The sequence below is a fragment of the Streptomyces sp. NPDC005017 genome, assembly GCF_042873115.1.
In the GTDB taxonomy this organism is placed as follows: domain Bacteria; phylum Actinomycetota; class Actinomycetes; order Streptomycetales; family Streptomycetaceae; genus Streptomyces.
Genome location: NZ_JBIALD010000004.1, coordinates 281,099 through 300,059, shown reverse-complemented (window position 1 = coordinate 300,059; position 18,961 = coordinate 281,099). Strand labels below are relative to the sequence as shown.

The following is an 18,961-nucleotide window of genomic DNA, read 5'->3' as shown; positions in this document are numbered from 1 at the left end:
GCCCGTGTGTCCGGTGAGGGTGGCCCACGGCCGCCGGGCGGTGACGTCCCATAGCCGGACCGTGCCACCGCTGCCGCTGCCACTGCCGGCGAGCGTGCCGCCGTCCGGCGCGAAGGCCACGCCCCGGACCGATCCGGCGTACCCGGTGAGGGTTGCCGCGAGGCGGGATCGGCGCGGGTCCCACAGGTGCACGGTGCCGTTGGCGGCGGAGCGCTGGTGCGCGGCGAGGCCGGCCGGGCGAGGTCGGCGGGTTGCCTGTCGCCCACCCGCGGGACGTCCGGGAAACCCCCGCCGAGCTGGCACTCCCGCGGTGCGAAGGCAACGCGTGCCGGTCACCGGTGGAGGTTGATCTCGCTCCAGACCTGCTTCCCGCCGCTGACCGGCAGGGTCCCCCAAGTCGCCGAGGAGGCCTCGACCAGCAGCAGTCCCCGTCCGCCGGTGGCCTCCCAGCCGATGCTGGTCGGCTTCACCGGTGTGCGCGGCGAGGAGTCGTTGACGGCGATGCGCAGCCGGCTGTTGACGAGGGTGAGGTCGAGGCGGACCCGGCCGTCGGTGTGGACGAGTGCGTTGGTGACCAGCTCGGAGACGATCAGCAGGACGGCGTCGATCTCCTCGGTGACGTCCCAGGCGCGCAGGGTGCGCCGGGTGAAGCGGCGTGCGTGCCGGACCGCCTCGGGCACCCGCCACACCGTCCAGCTCTCGCGGCGCGGCCGGACGGCCATGCCGTCGTAGCGCATCAGCAGCAGGGCCACGTCGTCGCTGCGCTGGGCGCTGCCGAGCAGGGCGTCGGCGACCAGGCCGAGGTGGGCGGGGTCGCCCGCGCCGAGGTCGGCGGCGAACCGGGCCATGCCGGTGTCGATGTCGGAGTCGGCGGACTCCACCAGGCCGTCGGTGGTGAGGGCGAGCACGGTGCCGGGCTGGAGGCGCAGCGGGCTCATGGGGAAGTCGGCCTGGCGTTCCACGCCGAGCGGGAGGCCGCCCTCCGCCTCGGCGATCTCGGTTCGGCCGTCCGGGTGACGCAGCACCGGTGGCAGATGTCCGGCGCGCACGCTCCAGGCGGAGCCTTCCTCCATGTCGACGTCGACGTAGCAGCAGGTGACGAAGAGCTCGGTCTCCAGGTCGACGAGGAGCCGGTTGGCGTGCGAGACGACGACGTCGGGCGGGTGCCCCTCGGCGGCGTAGGCGCGCAGGGCGGTGCGCATCTGGCCCATCAGGGTGGCGGCGGCGGCGCTGTGGCCCTGGACGTCGCCGATGACGAGGGCGACATGGTTGTCGGGCAGCGGGATCACGTCGTACCAGTCGCCGCCGACCTCCAGTCCGGCGGTGGTGGGCAGATAGCGGGCGACCGCCTCGGCGCCGGGCAGTTTGGGCAGCCGGCGGGGCAGCAGCTGACGCTGGAGCATGCCGACGAGTTCGTGCTCCGCGTCGAAGGCGCGGGCGCGCATCAGGGCCTGCCCGGCGAGACCGGCCGAGGCGGTGAGCAGGGCGCGTTCGTCGGGGCCGAACTCGTGGGGGGTGTCCCAGCCGATCAGGCAGGCGCCGGCCATGCGGTTGCCCGCGGGCAGCGGGAGCACGGCCAGGCCGCCGGGGCCGACCTCGGCGAGGGCCGGTTCCAGGTCGGTGCCGGCCGGCCAGATGCGGGCCCTGCCCTCGTCGAGGGCGGCGGCGAGGCTGGGCATGGCCCGGACGGGCGCGTCGGGCCACTCCGTACGCCACTCCAGGCGCCACAGCTCGGGCCAGGACTCCGGGTCGGGCGGGTCGAGGACGGTGACCACGAGCCGGTCGCCCTCCAGCTCGGCGAGGGCGAGGCGGTCGGCGCGCAGGGGTGCGCGCAGCGCGGTGACGACGGCCTGGCCGACGTCACGGACGGTGCCCGCGGTGGCGAGGGCGGCGGCCAGCCGCTGGACGCGGGCGACGTCGGTGACGTCGGCCCGCAGGGTGGAGGCGTCGGCGACGGTGCCGACGAGCCGGGCGGGGCGGTCCTGCGCGCCGGGCTGCAGCCGGCCGCGCAGCCGCAGCCAGCGGGGCGAGCCGGTGGGCTGGAGCACCCGGAACTCCAGTTCGCGCTCGCCCGTGGAGATGTGGTCCGCCTCGGTGACGCTCATCAGCGCCGGGAGGTCCTCGGGGACGGTGAGGCGCAGCAGTGTCTCGACGTTGCCGTCGAACTGCTCGCGGCCGAGACCGAACAGGTCGAGGAGTTCGTCGCCGACCTCGACCCGCCCGGTGTCCACGGCGAGGACGAACCCGGCGGGACCGGGGGTCGCGGCCTCGACGGCCTCGGCGGGGACGGGGCAGGCCACGGCGTCGGCGATCAGCTCCAGGCAGGTGCGCTCCTCGGTTCCGAAGCCGCCGGGACGCTCGGTGACCGCGACCAGGCAGCCGCCCTCGCGGTCCCGGTCGGTGGGCAGCGCGGCCATCCAGAAGCCGCCCTCGGGGGCGCTGAGGGCCGTACCGCCGCCGTCGGGGCCCACGGGGCCGCACCACACCGGTCGGGCGATGCGGTGGGCGTCCGCCGCCGGGGAGTGGCCGGCCAGCGGATAGCTGTCGCGCAGGCCGTAGAGCGCGCGCGGGACGCCGACCGAGTCGACGAGCCGCAGCAGGTCCGCGGAGGTGGCGTAGACGGCGGCGAACGTGGCGGTGGTGAAGACGAGCGCCTGTTCGAGCACACGGCGGAGCCGTTCGGGTGAATCCGGCTCGACGGTCAGGGCCTTGAGCGCGACATCGGCACGCAGAGCCCCGCCTCCCCGTCCCTCGGTGCCCGCACTGACCACGTCCGTATTACAGCGCGGATGGCGCGCCCGCGCAGCCCCTGCGGGCGTTCCGGGGAGCCCGCCGCGGGCAGCGGCTCGAAAACCGCCGAACAGATCCTGACTCGTACGTTCCGCGCGGAGGGCGCGTTCCTCGGGCCGCCCGGAGACGGCGGCGGGACGCGGGTTTCCACCGGGCCCTGTGCCCGTGCGCGGCGGGCGGAGCGGGGCCGGCCGGACCGGGCTCGCCGGTGCCTCGCCGTGCGCCGAGGGCCCGGTGGGGGCAGATTTGAAGGCCGGGACCCTCGCGCGGTGCACGCGGGGAACCCGCGCACGGCCGGGCGAGGAGGTGGTCGGCGTGTCCGACGGGCAGGCACCGGCGGCCCACCACGCGCCGGCCGGCCGGCCGCTGCTGTCACTGTCGCTCGCGGCGATGATGGACGAGGTGCACGCGCACTCCGGTGCGGTCTATCTGCTCTCGCCCGACCAGCCGCTGCTGGAGATGGCGGTGATGGCCGGGCTGCCGCGGTCGTTCGCCGCGCCCTGGGAACGCGTCGGGCTGAGCGCGCACATCCCCGTGGCCGACGCGGTCAACGAACGGCGGCTGGTGTGGGTCGGCGGCGAGGAGGAGATGGCCCGGCTGTATCCGCGGATCGCCGTCGTCCTGCCGTATCCGTTCGCGCTCGCCGCGCTGCCGGTGGCGACCGACGGCACGGTCTACGGCGCGGTCTTCGTGACCTGGCCGGGCTCGCATCCGCCGGAGATGTCCGACCACGAGCGCGACCACCTGACGGCCGCCTGCCACCGGCTCGCGGTGCGGCTGGAGCGCGCCGCCGAGCACAGCGTGCCGCTCGCCCCCGAGCCGGATCTGGTCGGTTCCCCGCCCGTCGGCGGAGTCTCGGCGACCCTGGGGACGGTCGAGGCGGCGCGGATGGCGGCCCGGCTGCCGTACGGGCTGTGCTCGCTCGATCTGCACGGCCGGGTGGTCTTCGCCAACGCGGCGGCGGCCGAGCTGCTCGGCGTGCCGGTCAACCGGCTGCTGGGCACCCAGCCGTGGGCGTCGGTGTCCTGGCTGAACGACCCGGTGTACGAGGACCGCTACCGGGGTGCGCTGTTCAGTCAGCAGGTCACCTCGTTCGTGGCGCTGCGCCCGCCCGGCGACTGGCTGTCGTTCCGGCTCTATCCGAGCACGACCGGGCTCAGCGTGCGGATCACGCGCGCGCGGGCGGTGGCGCGGCTGGGGCGGCCCGGGGCGCGCCCGGGGGACGCAGCCGACCCGCCGCCCCGGCTGGTGACCATCTCCCAGGTGCTGAATCTGGCGGGCGCGCTGACCGAGGCGGTGGGGGTGCAGGACGTGGTGCAGCTGGTCGCGGACGAGATCGTGCCGGCGGTCGGCGGCCACGCGGTCGTCGTGTTCGCCTCGCGCTCGGGCCGGCTGCGTGTGCTGGGGCACCGCGGCTATCCGGACCCGCACATCGTGGAACGCTTCGACGGCACCCCGCTGACCGCGCAGACCCCGGGGGTGCACGCGCTCGGCAGCGGGGTACCGGCGTTCTTCGAGTCGCGCGAGCATCTGGAGCGGCTGTACCCGGCCCGGCACAGCACCCCGGACGGCTTCGCCGCCTGGGCGTATCTGCCGCTGATCGCCTCCGGGCGGCCGGTGGGCACCTGTGTGATCGCGTACACCGAGGCGCACATGTTCCCCACCGAGGAACGCGCCGTGCTCACCAGCCTGAGCGGTCTGATCGCGCTTGCCCTGGAGCGGGCACTGCTCTACGACGCCAAGCACCAGCTCGCGCACGGGCTCCAGGCGGCGCTGCTGCCGCACACGCTGCCTCCGCTGCCCGGGGTGAAGGCGGCGGCGCGGTATCTGGCGGGCACCCGGGGCATGGACATCGGCGGTGACTTCTACGACCTGGTCCCGACGCCGGAGGGTGCGGCCGCGGTCATCGGGGACGTCCAGGGGCACAACGTGACGGCGGCCGGGCTGATGGGCCAGCTCCGCACGGCCGTACGGGCCTACACGACCGTCGGCCAGGCCCCGGAGCAGGTGATGGGCAGCACCAACCGGCTGCTGATCGACCTCGGCTCGGATCTGTTCGCGAGCTGTCTGTATCTGCGGCTGGACCCGGCGCACGGCCGGGCCGTGATGGCGCGGGCCGGGCATCCGCCGCCGCTGCTGCTGCGGCCCGACGGGCGGGTGCGGGTGCTGGACCTGGCGGGCGGGCCGTTGCTGGGCATCGACGCCTCGGCGGTCTATCCGACGACCGAGGTCCCGCTGCCGCCCGGCTCCGTCCTGGTGCTGTACACCGACGGGCTCATCGAATCCCCGGGCGTCGACATCGAGGACGCCCTGGCGGCGCTCGGTGAGCGTCTCGCGGGCGCCGGGGAGCGGCCGTTGGACCGGCTGGCGGACGTCCTGGTCGGGCATCTGGCCGCGGCGGAGGAGCGGTTGGACGACGTGGCGCTGCTGTTGCTGCGGGCGCAGCGGTGAGGGCGATCGCCGGGAGAGGGGGGCAGGGCGGGCGGGAGCCGGGGTCTGCCCGGCGGGGGCGAGGGTCTGACCGGTGGGATGGTGGGAAGGGCCCGGTGCGAGTGCGGGAGAACCGGTGGGAACGCGAGGCGGCCCGGTCCTCCCGCCGAAGGACCGGGCCGCGGCCACCGACCGCTGGTGGGTACGGCCGGTGGGGCTCGGGTGTGCCGAGAACGAGCTCGGAGCGTGGGGTCAGTGACCGCCCTCCAGGCCGGGCTCCTCCTCCTGGCCGGCACCGGCACCGTCGCCGGGGTTCATGGCGTCACCGGCGCCGTCCCCCGCTCCGGCCTGCTCGCCACCGGCTTCCTCGCCGGCACCGGCTTCCTCGCCGACACCGGCCTCACCGCCGGCACCTGCTTCGGCGCCCGCTCCGGCCTCGCCGCCGGCGCCCGCCTCATCGCCGGCGCCCGCCTCGCCGCCGGCTCCGGCTTCGCCGTCCGCGCCCGCGCCGTCGCCCGCGCCGAGCGTCGCGCCGACCGCCTCCAGCGCCGTGGTGACCGGCTGGAAGAAGGTCTCGCCGCCGGAGGTGCAGTCGCCGCTGCCTCCCGAGGTGAGGCCGATCGCGTTGCCGTCCTGGGTGAACAGGGCGCCGCCGCTGTCACCGGGTTCGGCGCAGACGTTCGTCTGGATGAGCCCGGTGACGGTGCCCTCCGGGTAGTTCACCGTGGCGTTGAGGCCGGTGACCTGGCCGTCGTTCAGGCCGGTCGTGCTGCCCATGCGGAAGACCTGCTGGCCCACCGCGGCCTCGGCGGCCTGGTTGATGGCGACGGTCTGGCCGTTGCCTATGTTGACGTCGCTGGGCGCCTGGGTCGCCGGGTCGTCGTACTTGACGAGCGCGAAGTCGCCCTCACCGGGGAACACGGCCTGGTCGACGGTGCCGATCGGGGCGCCGTTCTGGGAGTCGGACCACTGCTCGACCGCGACACCGCAGTGACCGGCCGTCAGGAAGGCCGGGCTGCCGTCGCCCGCGGTGACGTTGAAGCCGAGGGAACAGCGTGAGCCGCCGCCGAAGATGGCGTCGCCGCCGGAGACGAGCGGCTTGAACGTCCCGCTGGACTTGCGGATGGTCGCCATGCCGGAGCCGAGACCCTCCACGGTCGACTCCAGGGTGTCCCACTTGTCACCGGTGACCGTGCGGTCGGCGGTGACGAGGATCTTGTTGGTGCGCGGGTCGACGGCCCAGGCGGTGCCGGGGATGGTCGCGTCGGCCTTCAGGGTCCCCGCGGCCGCCTCCAGTTCGGCGGTGCTGTTGTCGACCTGGCGCACGGCGGCACCGGCCTGCTTGGCCTGCACGATGAGCTGGTTGTTGTCGCCGACGACGTTGACGACGAGCTGCTGCCGGTCGGCGTCGTAGTAGGAACCGGCGAAGGCGTCGCCGAGTGCGGCGGCGAGCTGTTCCGAGAGCGAGGAGGCGTCCGACGCCTTCAGGGTCCTGGGCGCCGCCGCGTCTGCCGCGCCGTCCTGGGAGGCGTTGGCGTGGGGCAGCAGCAGTGCCGCCGCTCCGAGCGCCACCACGCTGCCCGCCGCGATCGCGGCCTTGCGCTTCGGCATTCGCTTGTGACTCAAACTTCTCGACCTCCTGGGGGACGGGGTCTGGTGGGTCGCCGGCCGGCGACCGGGTCTGGGGCGCCTGGATGGTCACTTGTACGCAGGAGGCGCGTGGGCCGTTCAATTCCGTTTCGGGGCAAGGGGGTCCGCCACGCCGATCCGGCCATGCCTCTCGCCGGACGGGCGGGGGCCGGTCACAATCCCCGTTATGACGATGACCACGGCCGATGCCGACAAGATCCTCTCCGCCAACTTCGCTTCCTGGGTGCTGGAACTCGGCCTCACCGTCGAGGCATTGGGCGACCAGCGCGCCGTGCTCCGGCTGCCCTGGTCCTCGACCCTGGCCCGGGAGGGCGGGGCGCTGTCCGGGCAGGCGCTGATGGCGGCGGCGGACACGGCGACGGTGATCGCGGTGTCGGCGGCGCGCGGCGGGTTCGTGCCGATGACGACGGTCCAGCAGTCGACGTCCTTCCAGCGCGCGGTGACCGGATCGGACGTCCTGGTCGAGGCGGTGCTGACCAAGCTGGGCCGCCGGACGGCGTTCGCCGAGATCGCGATGACGGACGCGGCGAGCGGAGAGCTGGCCGCGAAGGCGAGCACGGTCTACGCCCTGCTGGGCTGACCCGCGGCGCTGCTCCACCCCCCGCCCGGCCGACCCACGGCACCCAGGGCACGCACGGCGAACACGCCGAGACGCACAGTCACCACACCGGGCGGAATCCCGGCTTCAGGGAATCTGCACACCGAATGCCCAACCGGCCCACGGCGCACAGTGGATCCACACAAGCGCCGGGGGCCGGTTTCGCCTTTTACGGCGGGAGTGCCGGAATTCACCGGACCCGGATTCCGGACCCCGCTCCCCGATGCCGCGCGCATTGTGAAGAACTCGGCACCAAGCCGTGCGCGCGCCTGCACCAATGAGGCGCTCCCCGGGTTCATTTGCCCAGGTGAGGGGGTTGGGTGATTGGAACGGCGAGGCGGGAGCGTGCTTTTATCCATCGCACCGCGGCCGCTCGTCTGTTGCACAGAGGGGGCCGCTCTCCCCCTTGTGACGTATCCATATGAAGGGATGTTCCATCATGAACTCCACCCCCCGGGTCGAGACCGTCGAGATCGCCGACGCCGACCTCGACAACGTCTCCGGCGGCCTGCACGTGAACTCGCTCGGCACCGTCACCGGCCTGGTGGACGGCATCGCCCCGGTCTCCGGCCTGGTCAACACCGCCGTCGGCACCGTCGAGGGTGCCACCGGCCTGAACACCGCCCCGATCACGGGCCTGGTCGCCGGTCTCTGACCGCGTCCGAGCACACCTGACAGTGCTCCCGAGTCCCGGGGCCGGGCGACCGGCCCCGGGACTCCGTGCTGTCCGAACGACCGTCCCGACGCGCATCCCCGGGTGAGGAAGATCCGTGCAGTTCCGCCAACAGGCCCTCGCCAAGCTCCAGTCACCGGAGGAGCTGGACCTTCCGGTGCGGCTGGCCCGCCCGCAGGGCTGGCTCGTGCTGTCCGTGACACTGGTCGCGATGGCGGCCGCGTCCGTGTGGACGGTGACGGGCTCGGTGTCCACCACCGTGAGCGCGCCCGCCGTGCTCACCCACGGCCGGGGCAGCTACGTCCTCCAGAGCCCGGTCGCCGGCCAGGTCACCGCGGTCCTCGCCGAGCAGGGCGAGCAACTTCCCGCCGACGCACCGGTTCTGCGGGTCCGTACCGCCGAGGGCGAGAGCGTCGTGCGGGCCGTCTCCGCGGGCCGGGTGACCGCGCTCGCCGCCTCCGTCGGACAGATCGTCGCGACCGGCGCCGACCTCGCCGCGGTGGAGAAGGTCACGGACGCCGGCGCACCGCTGTACGCGACGGTCTACGTGCCCGCGAGGAACGCCGCGTCGATCCCCGTGGACGCCGTCGTGGACCTGACCGTGCAGACGGTCCCGGCGCAGAGCTACGGCGTGCTGCGCGGCCATGTGCAGTCGGTGGACGCCACCCCGCAGTCGGCGCGGCAGATCGGCGCGTTCCTCGGGGACTCCCAGCTCGGTGGGCAACTCACCCGCGACGGACGCCCGGTGGCGGTCCTGGTGCGCCTGGACCGGGCGCCGGACACCCGCAGCGGCTACCGCTGGTCCACCTCCGACGGCCCGCCGCACCCCCTGGTGTCCATGACCCTGGCGGACGGCTCCATCCACCTGGCCGATCAGCGCCCCGTCGACTGGCTGCTGCCGTGACCGCCACCCGGCGCCGCGCCGCCACCACCGTTCCCAGGACCCGGGTGAAGGCCGTGCGCACCCCGACCGTGCTCCAGATGGAGGCCGTCGAGTGCGGAGCCGCCGCCCTGGCGATGGTCCTGGGCCATCACGGCCGGCACGTCCCGCTGGAGGAGCTGCGCATCGCCTGCGGTGTCTCCCGCGACGGCTCGCGCGCCTCCAACCTGCTGAAGGCGGCCCGTGGTTACGGCCTGACCGCCAGGGGCATGCAGATGGACCTGGCCGCGCTCGCGGGCGTGCGGGGGCCGGCGATCCTGTTCTGGGAGTTCAACCACTACGTCGTCTACGACGGCATGGGCCGCCGCTTCGGCCGCCGCGGTGTGTTCGTCAACGACCCCGGCAAGGGACGCCGTTTCGTGCCGGTCGAGGAGTTCGACGGCAGCTTCACCGGTGTCGTGCTGGTGATGGAGCCCGGGGAGGACTTCACCCGCGGCGGGCGCCGGCCGGGTGTGTGGGGCGCGATGCCCGCCCGGCTGCGCGGCACCGCGGGCACCCTGCCCGCCGCCGTGCTGGCGAGCCTGCTGCTGGTGCTGGTCGGCGCGGCGGTGCCCGCGCTCAGCCGTACCTACATCGACACGTTCCTGATTGGTGGTCAGACCTCGCTGCTGGGCGTGCTGTTCGCCGCGATGGGCGCCTGTGTGCTGCTCACGGTCGTGCTGACCTGGCTCCAGCAGGCGAACCTCCATCACGGCCGCATCATCTCCTCGACCCTGTCCAGCGCCCGCTTCCTGCGGCATCTGCTGCGGCTGCCGGTCACCTTCTTCGCCCAGCGCAGCCCGGCCGACCTGGTGCAGCGTCTGCAGTCCAACGACGCGGTCGCCGAGACCCTGGCCCGTGACCTGGCGGCGGCCGGTGTGGACGCGGTGGTCGTGGTGCTGTACGCGCTTCTCCTCTACACCTACGACCCCCAGCTGACGTTCGTCGGCATCGGTGTGGCCCTGCTGAACGTCCTCGCGCTGCGGATCACCGTACGGCTGCGCGCGACGCGGACCGCGAAGCTGCGGGCGGACAGCGCACGGCTGACCAACACCGCTTACACCGGGCTCCAGTTGATCGAGACGATGAAGGCCACCGGCGGGGAGGACGGCTACTTCCGCAAGTGGGCGGGGCAGCACGCCACCACGCTGGAGGAGCAGCAGCGGCTCGGGGTGCCGGGGGCGTGGCTGGGTGTGGTGGCTCCGGCGCTGGCGACGGTCAACAGCGCGCTGATCCTGTGGATCGGCGGACTGCGGGCCGTGGAGGGGCACATGTCCGTGGGGCTGGTGGTGGCGTTCCAGGCACTGGTGACCCGCTTCACCGCTCCGCTGTCCCGGCTCAACGGCGTGGTCGGGCGCATCCAGGACTTCGCGGCGGACGTGGCGCGGCTGAAGGACGTGGAGAACTTCCGCGCCGACCCGCTGTACACGCGCGGCGGCGGTGAGTCGACGCGGCGGCTCCAGGGGCATGTGGAGCTGGAGAACATCACGTTCGGCTACAGCCCGCTGGACAAGCCGCTGCTGACCGGGTTCGACCTGACGGTGGGCCCGGGGCGGCAGGTGGCGCTGGTGGGCGGCTCGGGCAGCGGGAAGTCGACGGTGTCGCGGCTGATCGCGGGGCTGTACACGCCGTGGGACGGCGTGATCCGGATCGACGGGCGGCGCCTGGAGGACATTCCGCGCGGGGCGCTGGCGGCCTCGGTGTCCTTCGTCGACCAGGAGGTGTTCCTGTTCGAGGGCAGTGTGCGGGACAACGTGGCGCTGTGGGACCCGTCGATCCCGGACGAGGCGGTGGTGGAGGCGCTGAAGGACGCGGCGCTGTACGACGTGGTGGCGCGCCGGCCCGGGGGCATCCACGGCCGGGTCGGCCAGGACGGCCGGAACTTCTCCGGCGGCCAGCGTCAACGCCTGGAGATCGCGCGGGCGTTGGTGCGTCGGCCGAGCATCCTCGTGCTGGACGAGGTGACCAGCGCGCTGGACGCGGAGACCGAGCAGGTGGTGATGGACAACCTGCGGCGGCGCGGCTGCGCGTGCGTGGTGATCGCGCACCGGCTGAGCACCGTGCGGGACAGCGACGAGATCGTCGTCCTCCAGCACGGGGCGGTCGTCGAACGCGGCCGGCACGAGGAACTGGTGTCGCGCGGCGGGGCGTACGCCGCGCTGGTCGGGGAGCGGTGAGATGACGGCCGTACACGAGGGCGATCTGGTGCTGACCGCGCTGGGCGGGACGGGGACCCGGCTCGACCGCGCGGGCCACGGCACCCTGGACCTGGAAGGCCCGCAGGTGCTGTGGCTGGTCGCGTCCGGCGCGCTGGACCTGTTCGCGGTGGACGCCGCGCACCAGGGCCACTGGCACCATGTGGGCCGGCTGGAGCCGGGCGCGCTGCTGCTCGGCCCCGTGACGGGCGCCCGGCACACCCTGGTCGCACGGCCGTCGCGCGACTGCGCGGTGCACCGGATCGCGCTGCGGGAGCTGTACGAGCCGGCCCCCACCGACGGCTGGACGTACGACGAGTGGGGCAACCCTCGGTATGTGCCGCCGGCGGCGAGTCCGCTGGAGCACGCGCTCGCGCTCGGCGTGGGACGGGGGCTGTCCGTGCTGTTCCAGGCGCCCATGGCCGCGGATCCGGCGGCGGCCACGACCGACGACGACGTGTTCTGGATGCCGGTGCCGCCGGGCGGTGTGCGGTACGGCTCGCTGTACGGCGCGGAGGCGGCGGCGGATCTGCTGGTGGATCCGGCGCTGTGGCAGAGCATGGTCGAGCAGCAGTACCGGCTGCTGACCACGCTGGACCGCTGGATCGAGCAGTTGGAGCACACGCACGAGACCCGGACGGCCGCCGGGATCAGGGCCGGTGAGGCGGTGCGCGCGCAGGCCGACCGCACGCTGCTGGCGGCCATCGGCAAGGGCTCGGCGCACCGCCGGACGGCCGCCGACGCCGACGCGACGTACGCCGCCTGCAAGCTGGTCGCGGACGCGGCCGGGATCGCGCTGGCGGAGCCCGCTCACGGCGGCACCGAGAGCGAGCGCCTGGACCCGGTCGAGCGCATCGCCCTGGCCTCGCGGGTGCGTGTCCGGGCGGTACGGCTGCAAGGGCGCTGGTGGCGTGACGACGTGGGCCCGCTGGTGGGCCGGCGTGCCCTGTCGGGGGCGCCGGTGGCGTTGCTGTGGCGGCGCGGCGGCTATGTCGCGGTGCAGCCGGCCACCGGGCGCGAGACTCCGGTGGAGAAGGCCAACGCGGCCGGGTTCGAGCCGCGCGCGGTGATGCTCTACCGTCCGCTGCCCGAGCGCCGGCTCGGCCCGCTCGGGCTGGCCCGGTTCGTCCTGCGCGGCACGCGGGGCGATGTGGCGGGGCTGGTGCTGGCCGGTCTGGTGACGGTGGCGATCGGCGCCCTTGTGCCGGTGGCGACGGGCAAGGTGCTGGGCGAGTACGTGCCGAGGGCGCAGGCCGGGCTGATCGGCCAGGTGTGCCTCGCGGTGATGGTGAGCAGTGTGGTCGCGGCCGCGTTCACGCTGGTGCAGAACCTGACGATCCTGCGGCTGGAGGGGCGGGTCGAGGCCACGCTCCAGCCCGCCGTGTGGGACCGGCTGCTGCGGCTGCCGACGGAGTTCTTCGCGGGGCGCTCCACCGGCGAGCTGGCCAGTGCGGCGATGGGTGTGAGCGCGATCCGCCGGCTGCTGGCGGGCGTCGGGCCGACGGTCGCGCAGTCGGCCGCGGTCGGCGCGATGAACCTGGCGCTGCTGCTGTACTACAGCGTGCCGATGGCTCTGGCCGCGGTCGGGATACTGGTGTCGGTGGCCGCCGTCTTCCTCGGCCTCGGGCTGTGGCAGGTGCGCTGGCAGCGGCGGCTGGTGAAGCTCACCAACCGGCTGAACAACCAGGCCTTCCAGACCCTGCGCGGGCTGCCGAAGCTGCGGGTGGCGGCCGCGGAGAACTACGCGTACGCCGCCTGGGCGGGCGAGTTCGCGCGCGGGCGGGAGCTTCAGCAGCGGGTGGGGCGGATCAGGAACCTCTCGGCGGTGCTGGGCGCGGTGTATCTGCCGCTCTGCTCGCTGCTGATGTTCATGCTGCTGGCGGGGCCGGCGCGCGGGGCCATGCCGGCGGCCGACTTCCTCGCGTTCCACACCGCGGTGACCATGCTGCTGACCTCGGTGACCCAGCTGACGGGCGCGTTCGTGTCGGTGGTGGCGGCGCTGCCGCTGTTCGAGGAGATCGAGCCGGTGCTGGCCGCCGCGCCCGAGGTGCGGACGGCGAGCACCCGGCCGGGCCGGCTGTCCGGGGCGCTGGAGGCACGGCGGCTGTCGTTCCGCTACTCCGACGACGGGCCGCTGGTCCTGGACGACGTGTCCTTCGAGGTGCGGCCGGGCGAGTTCGTGGCGGTGGTCGGCCCCAGCGGCTGCGGCAAGTCGACGCTGCTGCGGCTGCTGATCGGCTTCGACCGTCCGGTCTCGGGCGGTGTGCTGTACGACGGCCAGGACCTGGCGGCGCTGGACACGTCGGCGGTGCGGCGCCAGTGCGGGGTGGTGCTCCAGCACGCGCAGCCGTTCACCGGCTCGGTCCTGGACGTCATCTGCGGCACCGAGCCGTATACGCCGGAGGAGGCGATGGCGGCGGCCGAGCTGGCGGGTCTGGCGGAGGACATCCGGAGGATGCCGATGGGCCTGCACACGATCGTGTCGGCGGGGGGTTCGGTGTCGGGCGGCCAGCGCCAGCGGCTGATGATCGCCCAGGCGCTGATCCGCCGCCCGCGCATCCTCTTCTTCGACGAGGCCACCAGCGCGCTCGACAACGAGACCCAGCGGCGGGTGATGGAGTCGACCAAAGCGCTCGACGCCACCCGTGTGGTGATCGCGCACCGGCTGTCGACGGTGCTGGACGCGGACCGGGTGATCGTGATGGAGAACGGCAGGGTCGTCCAGCAGGGGCCGCCCGCGCTGCTGCTCGCGGACCCGGGCGGGCGGCTGCACGAGCTGGTGCGGCGGCAGCTGGCCTGACGGGGCCGCCGCCACTGGTCCGGACGGGTCAGTCCAGTCCGGGAACGGGGGCGCCGGAGGGGAACCCGGCCTCGATGTAGCCGTCGTAGGCCTCGCGCCACACGGCGCCCGTTCCGGCGGGCGGGCCGGCGGGGGTCTCGTCGCGGGCGAGGGCGTCCAGCGCGGTCAGGCAGACCTCCCAGCCCGCCGCGTTGCGCGCAGCTGCCTCCGGATCGGCGAGTACGTCCGTGAGGGTGAGCCGGGTGCGGCCGTCGTCCTGTTCCTCGAGGTCGAGGCGGATCTCGTCGCCGCCCCATTCGAAGGCCAGCCGGCGGGGCGGGTCGGCGGCCAGGACGAGGCCGGTGGAGTCGGGCTGGTCCGGGTCGCCGACGAACCGGGCCGTGCCGCCGGGCCGCAGCTCGAACTCGGCCCGGGAGGGGAACCACCGGGCGAGCTCGCCGGGGTCGGTCAGCAGGGACCAGACGCGGTCGGCGGGACGGGCGTAGACGCGGCCGAGGACGACGGCCGGGCGGCCGTCGTCCAGGGCGAGGAAGCTTCCGGTGAGATCGGCGGGCATGCTGGATCACTCCTTAGGAGCCGTGCTGTGCCCCCATACCTCCCGCGAAGGCGGCATGCCTACACCCCCCGCCCGTCCGGGCGGGGGGTGCGGCTGTCGTGGAACGACGAAAGCCGGGGTCCGGCCGGGCGGCCCCACTCCGCCCGGCCGGTCCCCGGTGCGGGTACCGCAAGGAATCCCGCTCCCGTGCCCGCACTCCCCATCCGCGGGTCCGGTCGCGTGTCACGCGTTCCGTGCGGTCCCCGGTCTAGAACGCGAAGACTCCCGAGCCGTAGGAGGCCTTCACGCAGTCGTTGGCGAAGGTGCGCTCGTAGGAGACGCGCTTTCCTTGCCAGACGCCGTCCACGGTGATCACCACCGGGTCCCATTGCCGGGTACACATCACGCCCTCGATGCTCCGCAGCGCGCTGAGGTCGCCACCTGCCGCGCGCAGGTCGGAGCAGGCCGGGGCGGCCGCCGGATGGGTGCCGGAAGCCGTCGGGGCGCAGGTGAGCGTGACGGCCCTTTCCGGGGTGACGCCGAGCGCCGTCTCGCCGTGGCCCACCGTCAGCACGAGGGCCGACGGGGCGTACAGCGACGCAGGTGCGCTGCCGGGGGAGGCTTGGCCGGCCCCGGTCAGGGGTCCGGCGAGGGCGCCGGCGGTGAGGCCGAGGACTGCTGCCCAGCGCGCGGTGTTCCGCATTGTGTGCATCCTTCCGCTCGATTCGGAGATGCCGGACGGGTCCCGGGTTCGGGCTCGAACCGGCGGTCGCCACTCTGCCGGGGACGCGGCCGGATGACACATCGACCCCATGGGTTTCGGTAACCTTGCGTGTTGAAACAGTGGCGCGAAGTCACGGAATCGACCGTTCCAAACCCCGATTCGTCCGCTCGATGATCATCTGGAGTGGCCGAATGACCGGCTTTTTCACTCTAGGTAATCGGCTGGAAACATTCCGGATCCATCCCCGAAAGACTCCTCCGGGACCCCTTGTGTTCATGGAAGTCGCGAGTAATCGTCATTACATGATTACGAAGCAGCACGAGGAACTGCGCGGCTGGTTCGCCGGCCGTCTGCCCGACGGCCTCTTCGAGGAGCTGACCGAGGTATCGGTCGACCGCGAGGAGATCACCGTCATCGGGCGGGTCCCGGAACCCCGGCTGGGCGAGGACGCCTCGCCCGCGGAGCGGGAGGCCGCCGTCCAGGGCCGTATCGAGGAGTTCCGGGAGCGCACCAGGGAGGACCGGATGGCGGTCGCCCGGGAGGCGGAGCACCGGTTCCGCCGGAAGGTGGCCTGGGGTGTGGAGTGTGGGGAGGAGCGGGTGCTGTTCACGCACCTCGCCGTACCGGTGATGACACGCCTGCGGCAGAGCGAACGTCAGGTGCTCGACACGCTGGTAGCCGCTGGCGTGGCCCGCAGCCGCAGCGACGCCCTCGCCTGGTGCGTACGCCTGGTCCGCCGCCACACCGACGACTGGCTCACAGAACTCCGCGACTCCCTGGAACACGTCCAGCAAGTCCGCGACCGAGGCCCGGACACCCCCTGAGACGCCACCCCAGGAGCGCGGGGAACCTCACCGAGAAGACGCCAGCACCGCCACCACGGTCAGGGGCCTGGGGAACCGGACCCCGAAGACGCCGTCAACACCACCGCCCCAAGGGGCGCGGGGAACTGCGCGACCAGCCACCCACGAACCCGGCACCAGGCCACGAACACCAGGCCACGAACACCAAACCCCGCACAACGACCCGCCGCGAGCAGAACATGCAACCCCGCACCCCGAAGACGCCGTCAACACCACCGCCCCAAGGGGCGCGGGGAACTGCGCGACCAGCCACGCACCGGCCCGGCACCAGGCCACGAACACCAGGCCCGACGCCGGGCACGCACAAACCCCGCGCCCCGCAGGACCGTGCGTCAGCGCGCCATCCCCGCCGAGCGGACCGACGCCGTGGCGGGAGCCTGACGAGGAGCCGGAAGCCACCGCTGGGCCGGCGAGCCGTCACGGACCTTGACGACGATGTCGGCACCCGCGTCACCGGTCGTCGCGGCCAACGCCAGCCGCTTGTCCCAGAGCGGCACGAACTCACCCGCGTCGGTGAGCTCGTAACGGACGTCGTCCCCGCGCAGAGAGCCGCGGTCGGCGCAGACCGCGAGGATGGCCACGCCCGCGTCCATGTGCGAGTCCAGGCACAGCCCCGGCTCCGCCACACTGCGCAGCAGCCCGTCCGCGGCGTAGGACCACAGCTGGGTGCTGGCGGTGGAGCAGTCCGCCAGCCCGACCCCGGCGCCCGCCCGCGCCTCTCCCTCGATGTCGAGGCAGAGCCCCGCGCCCGCGTTGAGCAGACCGGAGCGGCCGGGCGCGGAGAGACCCGCGCTGTCGGGCGAGGTGGGCGCGCCCGACGGGTCCGGGGAACCGTCGCCCGACGGATCGCTGCCGCTCGCGCCGGTGGAGGCCATCGGCTCGGTGCCGCCGCCGCTCCCCCACAGCCCGGCCCCGAGCAGGATCGCCAGGATGCCCGCGGACGCGAGCCCGACCCCGGTGAGCAGGGCGCGCGGTGAGCGCCCGTCACCGGGAGCCGCGCGGCGGCCGCCTGGGCCCTGCGCGCGGGACAGCACCCGGTGCCGGGCGGCCCCGGAGCGGGTCCGGCCGGCGCCGTGCCGGGTGGCGTCGCGCCGCCGGGGCACCTGACGGCCGCGCCCCGGGCGGGACTCGACGTAGCGGTGGGCGCCCCAGCCGAGCACGGCCTCGGCGAGCAGAACGCCCAGGCCGCCCTCGAAATGGCTCAGCTGCTCCGCCGCCGCACGGCAGTAGCGGCACTCCGCGAGATGCCTGCGCACATCCGGGAGCAACGACCCGCCGCGCCGGATCGGGATGTCCAGAAGACGGTTGTGGAAACGGCATTCGTTTGTCGGGGAGAGTTCACGATGGGTACGGACCAATCCCTCCCGGAGTTTTTCACGCGCCTGTTCGACGGCGGTCGCGGCGGCTTCGGCGTCCATGCCGAGCAGCGCCGCGGGAACGCCGACGGCTTCCGCCTCGACCTCGGTGTGCCACAGCAGGCACTGGTCGACCGGCGGCAGGGACAAGAATGCGCGTTCGGTGAGCCGGCGGTTTTCCGGCGGCCCCGGCGAGGCCGTGCGCATGCCGCGGCCTCCGGCGGGTTTGCGAAGCCCCGGCAGAACGGCGGATATCCGTTCCTCGGTGGCCCACAGCCGCACGGTGTCCCGTACGGCGACGAGCAGCCGGGGGCGCAGGACGACACCGGGTTCGCCGAGCGTCAGACGGTCGAGGAGCTGATGGACGGCCGCGCCGGTGACCATGGCGGCGGCCGGCCCCGAGTCCGCGAGACAGATGGCCGCGTACTCGTACGCGGGTCGCCAGTGTCGCGCGATCAGCAGGGCGGTGGAACGGGAGACGTCGTCGTCCGGGCTGCCCCGCAGACGTCCGGCGAGCGACTCGTCGGATTCTCCGGGAAACGCGCCGGGCGGCGGGTAGGGCGGACGGGGAGGGTGGGGGGTGGGTGGCACTGAAACGGATTCCTTCCCACGCGTATGCGACGCACGAGGAGTTCGGCCGACTGAAAAAGAGCCCGGACACCGGGCGCTTCACCCTTGCACAGCGAACTCAGGGCCAACAAGGCACTTGGGGAACATCCGTATCACTGAAAGGAAGTCAGGACGCGTTTTCCCCAGGACTTACGTACGGCATACGCTCACCGAATCGCACTGCTTTTCGCCATTCCGAGCGCCCCGTGTGAAAGGCACGCACACGCCGGCCGGCCGCGCACGCTCCCGGCCCCCGGGGCCGGGGGGTGGACTGGGTACCGGCCTGCTCGGCAGGCCCCGCGCGGGACGGCGGCTCTCCCGCGCGAAACGGCCGCCGGCCCCGTTTCTCCCGCCCTCGGCCTGCGGCCCCGAGCGACCGGCCGGGAGCGGTGGCCTCCACGGGACCGGCGGTCCACCGCCGCAGAAGGCGCCCGGCTCCTCATATCTGCCACGAACGCAGCCGGTCGGCGGCGCCGTAGACGTCCGTCTTGCCGTCGATCAGATCGCGGGCGAGGTCGACCAGCGTCCCGTACGGCGGGTCGATGCCGACGCCGCTGACGAACATGTAGGCGACCGCGGTCGCGCAGGCGAAGCGCGCGTTGGCCGCCGGCAGCGGCTTGAGCAGGGCGATGGTGTGCAGCAGGGCGGCGGCGCGCCAGGCGGGGTCGGAGTCGACGCCCAGTCGGGGCGGGTCCACCCGGTGCCGGGCGACGGCGGCGACCAGCGCGGAGAAGTCGTTGATCGTGGGCTGCTCGGGCAGCACTTCCTCGTGGCGCTGGAGCAGCCAGGGCACGTCGATGTGGACGACGGGCGTCATGAC

The 18,961-nt window shown here is 73.7% G+C and carries 13 protein-coding genes and 1 pseudogene; 7 read left to right on the top strand and 7 right to left on the bottom strand.

The window, feature by feature from the left end:
• Nucleotides 1-57 precede the first annotated feature (57 nt).
• Both ACFYR0_RS08545 and ACFYR0_RS08540 read right to left on the bottom strand, forming a co-directional pair.
• Nucleotides 58-192 (bottom strand): annotated as a pseudogene (locus tag ACFYR0_RS08545) (hypothetical protein); the annotation flags it as partial.
• Between the two features lie 140 nt (nt 193-332).
• Entirely contained in the window at nt 333-2,771 is a 2,439-nt protein-coding gene (locus ACFYR0_RS08540) for a SpoIIE family protein phosphatase (RefSeq protein ID WP_389323360.1), read from the bottom strand.
• Between the two features lie 325 nt (nt 2,772-3,096).
• Between ACFYR0_RS08540 and ACFYR0_RS08535 the strand changes: the two genes are divergently transcribed.
• A complete protein-coding gene (locus tag ACFYR0_RS08535) occupies nt 3,097-5,241 on the top strand; it encodes a SpoIIE family protein phosphatase (RefSeq protein ID WP_389323357.1) in 2,145 nt (714 codons plus the stop codon).
• A gap of 231 nt (nt 5,242-5,472) precedes the next feature.
• Here ACFYR0_RS08535 and ACFYR0_RS08530 read toward each other — a convergent pair whose 3' ends face one another.
• On the bottom strand, nt 5,473-6,846 hold the full coding sequence (locus ACFYR0_RS08530; protein ID WP_389323354.1) for a S1 family peptidase: 1,374 nt from the start codon (nt 6,844-6,846) through the stop codon (nt 5,473-5,475).
• 190 nt (nt 6,847-7,036) lie between these two features.
• Here ACFYR0_RS08530 and ACFYR0_RS08525 point away from each other — a divergent pair, with 190 nt between their 5' ends.
• The 5 genes from ACFYR0_RS08525 to ACFYR0_RS08505 all read left to right on the top strand — a co-directional run bounded on the left by ACFYR0_RS08525 (nt 7,037) and on the right by ACFYR0_RS08505 (nt 14,055).
• On the top strand, nt 7,037-7,450 hold the full coding sequence (locus tag ACFYR0_RS08525; RefSeq protein ID WP_389323351.1) for a PaaI family thioesterase: 414 nt from the start codon (nt 7,037-7,039) through the stop codon (nt 7,448-7,450).
• 457 nt (nt 7,451-7,907) lie between these two features.
• Nucleotides 7,908-8,123: a type A2 lantipeptide gene (locus ACFYR0_RS08520; protein ID WP_389323348.1), complete on the top strand. Its 216-nt coding sequence runs from the start codon at nt 7,908-7,910 to the stop codon at nt 8,121-8,123.
• Between the two features lie 115 nt (nt 8,124-8,238).
• Entirely contained in the window at nt 8,239-9,045 is an 807-nt protein-coding gene (locus tag ACFYR0_RS08515; RefSeq protein ID WP_389323345.1) for an HlyD family efflux transporter periplasmic adaptor subunit, read from the top strand.
• Nucleotides 9,042-11,237 carry an NHLP family bacteriocin export ABC transporter peptidase/permease/ATPase subunit gene (locus ACFYR0_RS08510; RefSeq protein WP_389323342.1) on the top strand — a complete coding sequence of 732 codons (2,196 nt, stop codon included), beginning with the start codon at nt 9,042-9,044 and terminating at the stop codon, nt 11,235-11,237. Before ACFYR0_RS08515 ends, ACFYR0_RS08510 begins: the two co-directional genes overlap by 4 nt.
• A gap of 1 nt (nt 11,238) precedes the next feature.
• Nucleotides 11,239-14,055: an NHLP bacteriocin export ABC transporter permease/ATPase subunit gene (locus ACFYR0_RS08505; RefSeq protein WP_389323339.1), complete on the top strand. Its 2,817-nt coding sequence runs from the start codon at nt 11,239-11,241 to the stop codon at nt 14,053-14,055.
• Between the two features lie 28 nt (nt 14,056-14,083).
• On the opposite strand, the gene ACFYR0_RS08500 is transcribed toward ACFYR0_RS08505, so the two are convergent.
• Together ACFYR0_RS08500 and ACFYR0_RS08495 are read right to left on the bottom strand one after the other, a co-directional pair.
• A complete protein-coding gene (locus ACFYR0_RS08500) occupies nt 14,084-14,611 on the bottom strand; it encodes an SRPBCC family protein (protein WP_389323336.1) in 528 nt (175 codons plus the stop codon).
• 247 nt (nt 14,612-14,858) lie between these two features.
• Entirely contained in the window at nt 14,859-15,293 is a 435-nt protein-coding gene (locus ACFYR0_RS08495) for a subtilase-type protease inhibitor (protein ID WP_389323333.1), read from the bottom strand.
• A gap of 323 nt (nt 15,294-15,616) precedes the next feature.
• Between ACFYR0_RS08495 and ACFYR0_RS08490 the strand changes: the two genes are divergently transcribed.
• Nucleotides 15,617-16,138, top strand: a complete 522-nt coding sequence (locus ACFYR0_RS08490) for a hypothetical protein (protein WP_389323330.1) — start codon at nt 15,617-15,619, stop codon at nt 16,136-16,138.
• 371 nt (nt 16,139-16,509) lie between these two features.
• Here ACFYR0_RS08490 and ACFYR0_RS08485 read toward each other — a convergent pair whose 3' ends face one another.
• Together ACFYR0_RS08485 and ACFYR0_RS08480 are read right to left on the bottom strand one after the other, a co-directional pair.
• A complete protein-coding gene (locus ACFYR0_RS08485; RefSeq protein WP_389323327.1) occupies nt 16,510-18,123 on the bottom strand; it encodes an RICIN domain-containing protein in 1,614 nt (537 codons plus the stop codon).
• Between the two features lie 457 nt (nt 18,124-18,580).
• On the bottom strand, nt 18,581-18,958 hold the full coding sequence (locus ACFYR0_RS08480; RefSeq protein ID WP_386380066.1) for a toxin Doc: 378 nt from the start codon (nt 18,956-18,958) through the stop codon (nt 18,581-18,583).
• Between the last annotated feature and the right edge of the window lie 3 nt (nt 18,959-18,961).

Bases quoted from the DNA above. Each gene is read 5' to 3' on its own strand.
- ACFYR0_RS08525 (WP_389323351.1), top strand. From the start codon at position 7,037: ATGACGATGACCACGGCCGATGCCGACAAGATCCTCTCCGCCAACTTC.
- ACFYR0_RS08520 (WP_389323348.1), top strand. From the start codon at position 7,908: ATGAACTCCACCCCCCGGGTCGAGACCGTCGAGATCGCCGACGCCGAC.
- ACFYR0_RS08505 (WP_389323339.1), top strand. From the start codon at position 11,239: ATGACGGCCGTACACGAGGGCGATCTGGTGCTGACCGCGCTGGGCGGG.
- ACFYR0_RS08500 (WP_389323336.1), bottom strand. From the start codon at position 14,611: ATGCCCGCCGATCTCACCGGAAGCTTCCTCGCCCTGGACGACGGCCGC.
- ACFYR0_RS08495 (WP_389323333.1), bottom strand. From the start codon at position 15,293: ATGCGGAACACCGCGCGCTGGGCAGCAGTCCTCGGCCTCACCGCCGGC.
- ACFYR0_RS08490 (WP_389323330.1), top strand. From the start codon at position 15,617: ATGATTACGAAGCAGCACGAGGAACTGCGCGGCTGGTTCGCCGGCCGT.
- ACFYR0_RS08480 (WP_386380066.1), bottom strand. From the start codon at position 18,958: ATGACGCCCGTCGTCCACATCGACGTGCCCTGGCTGCTCCAGCGCCAC.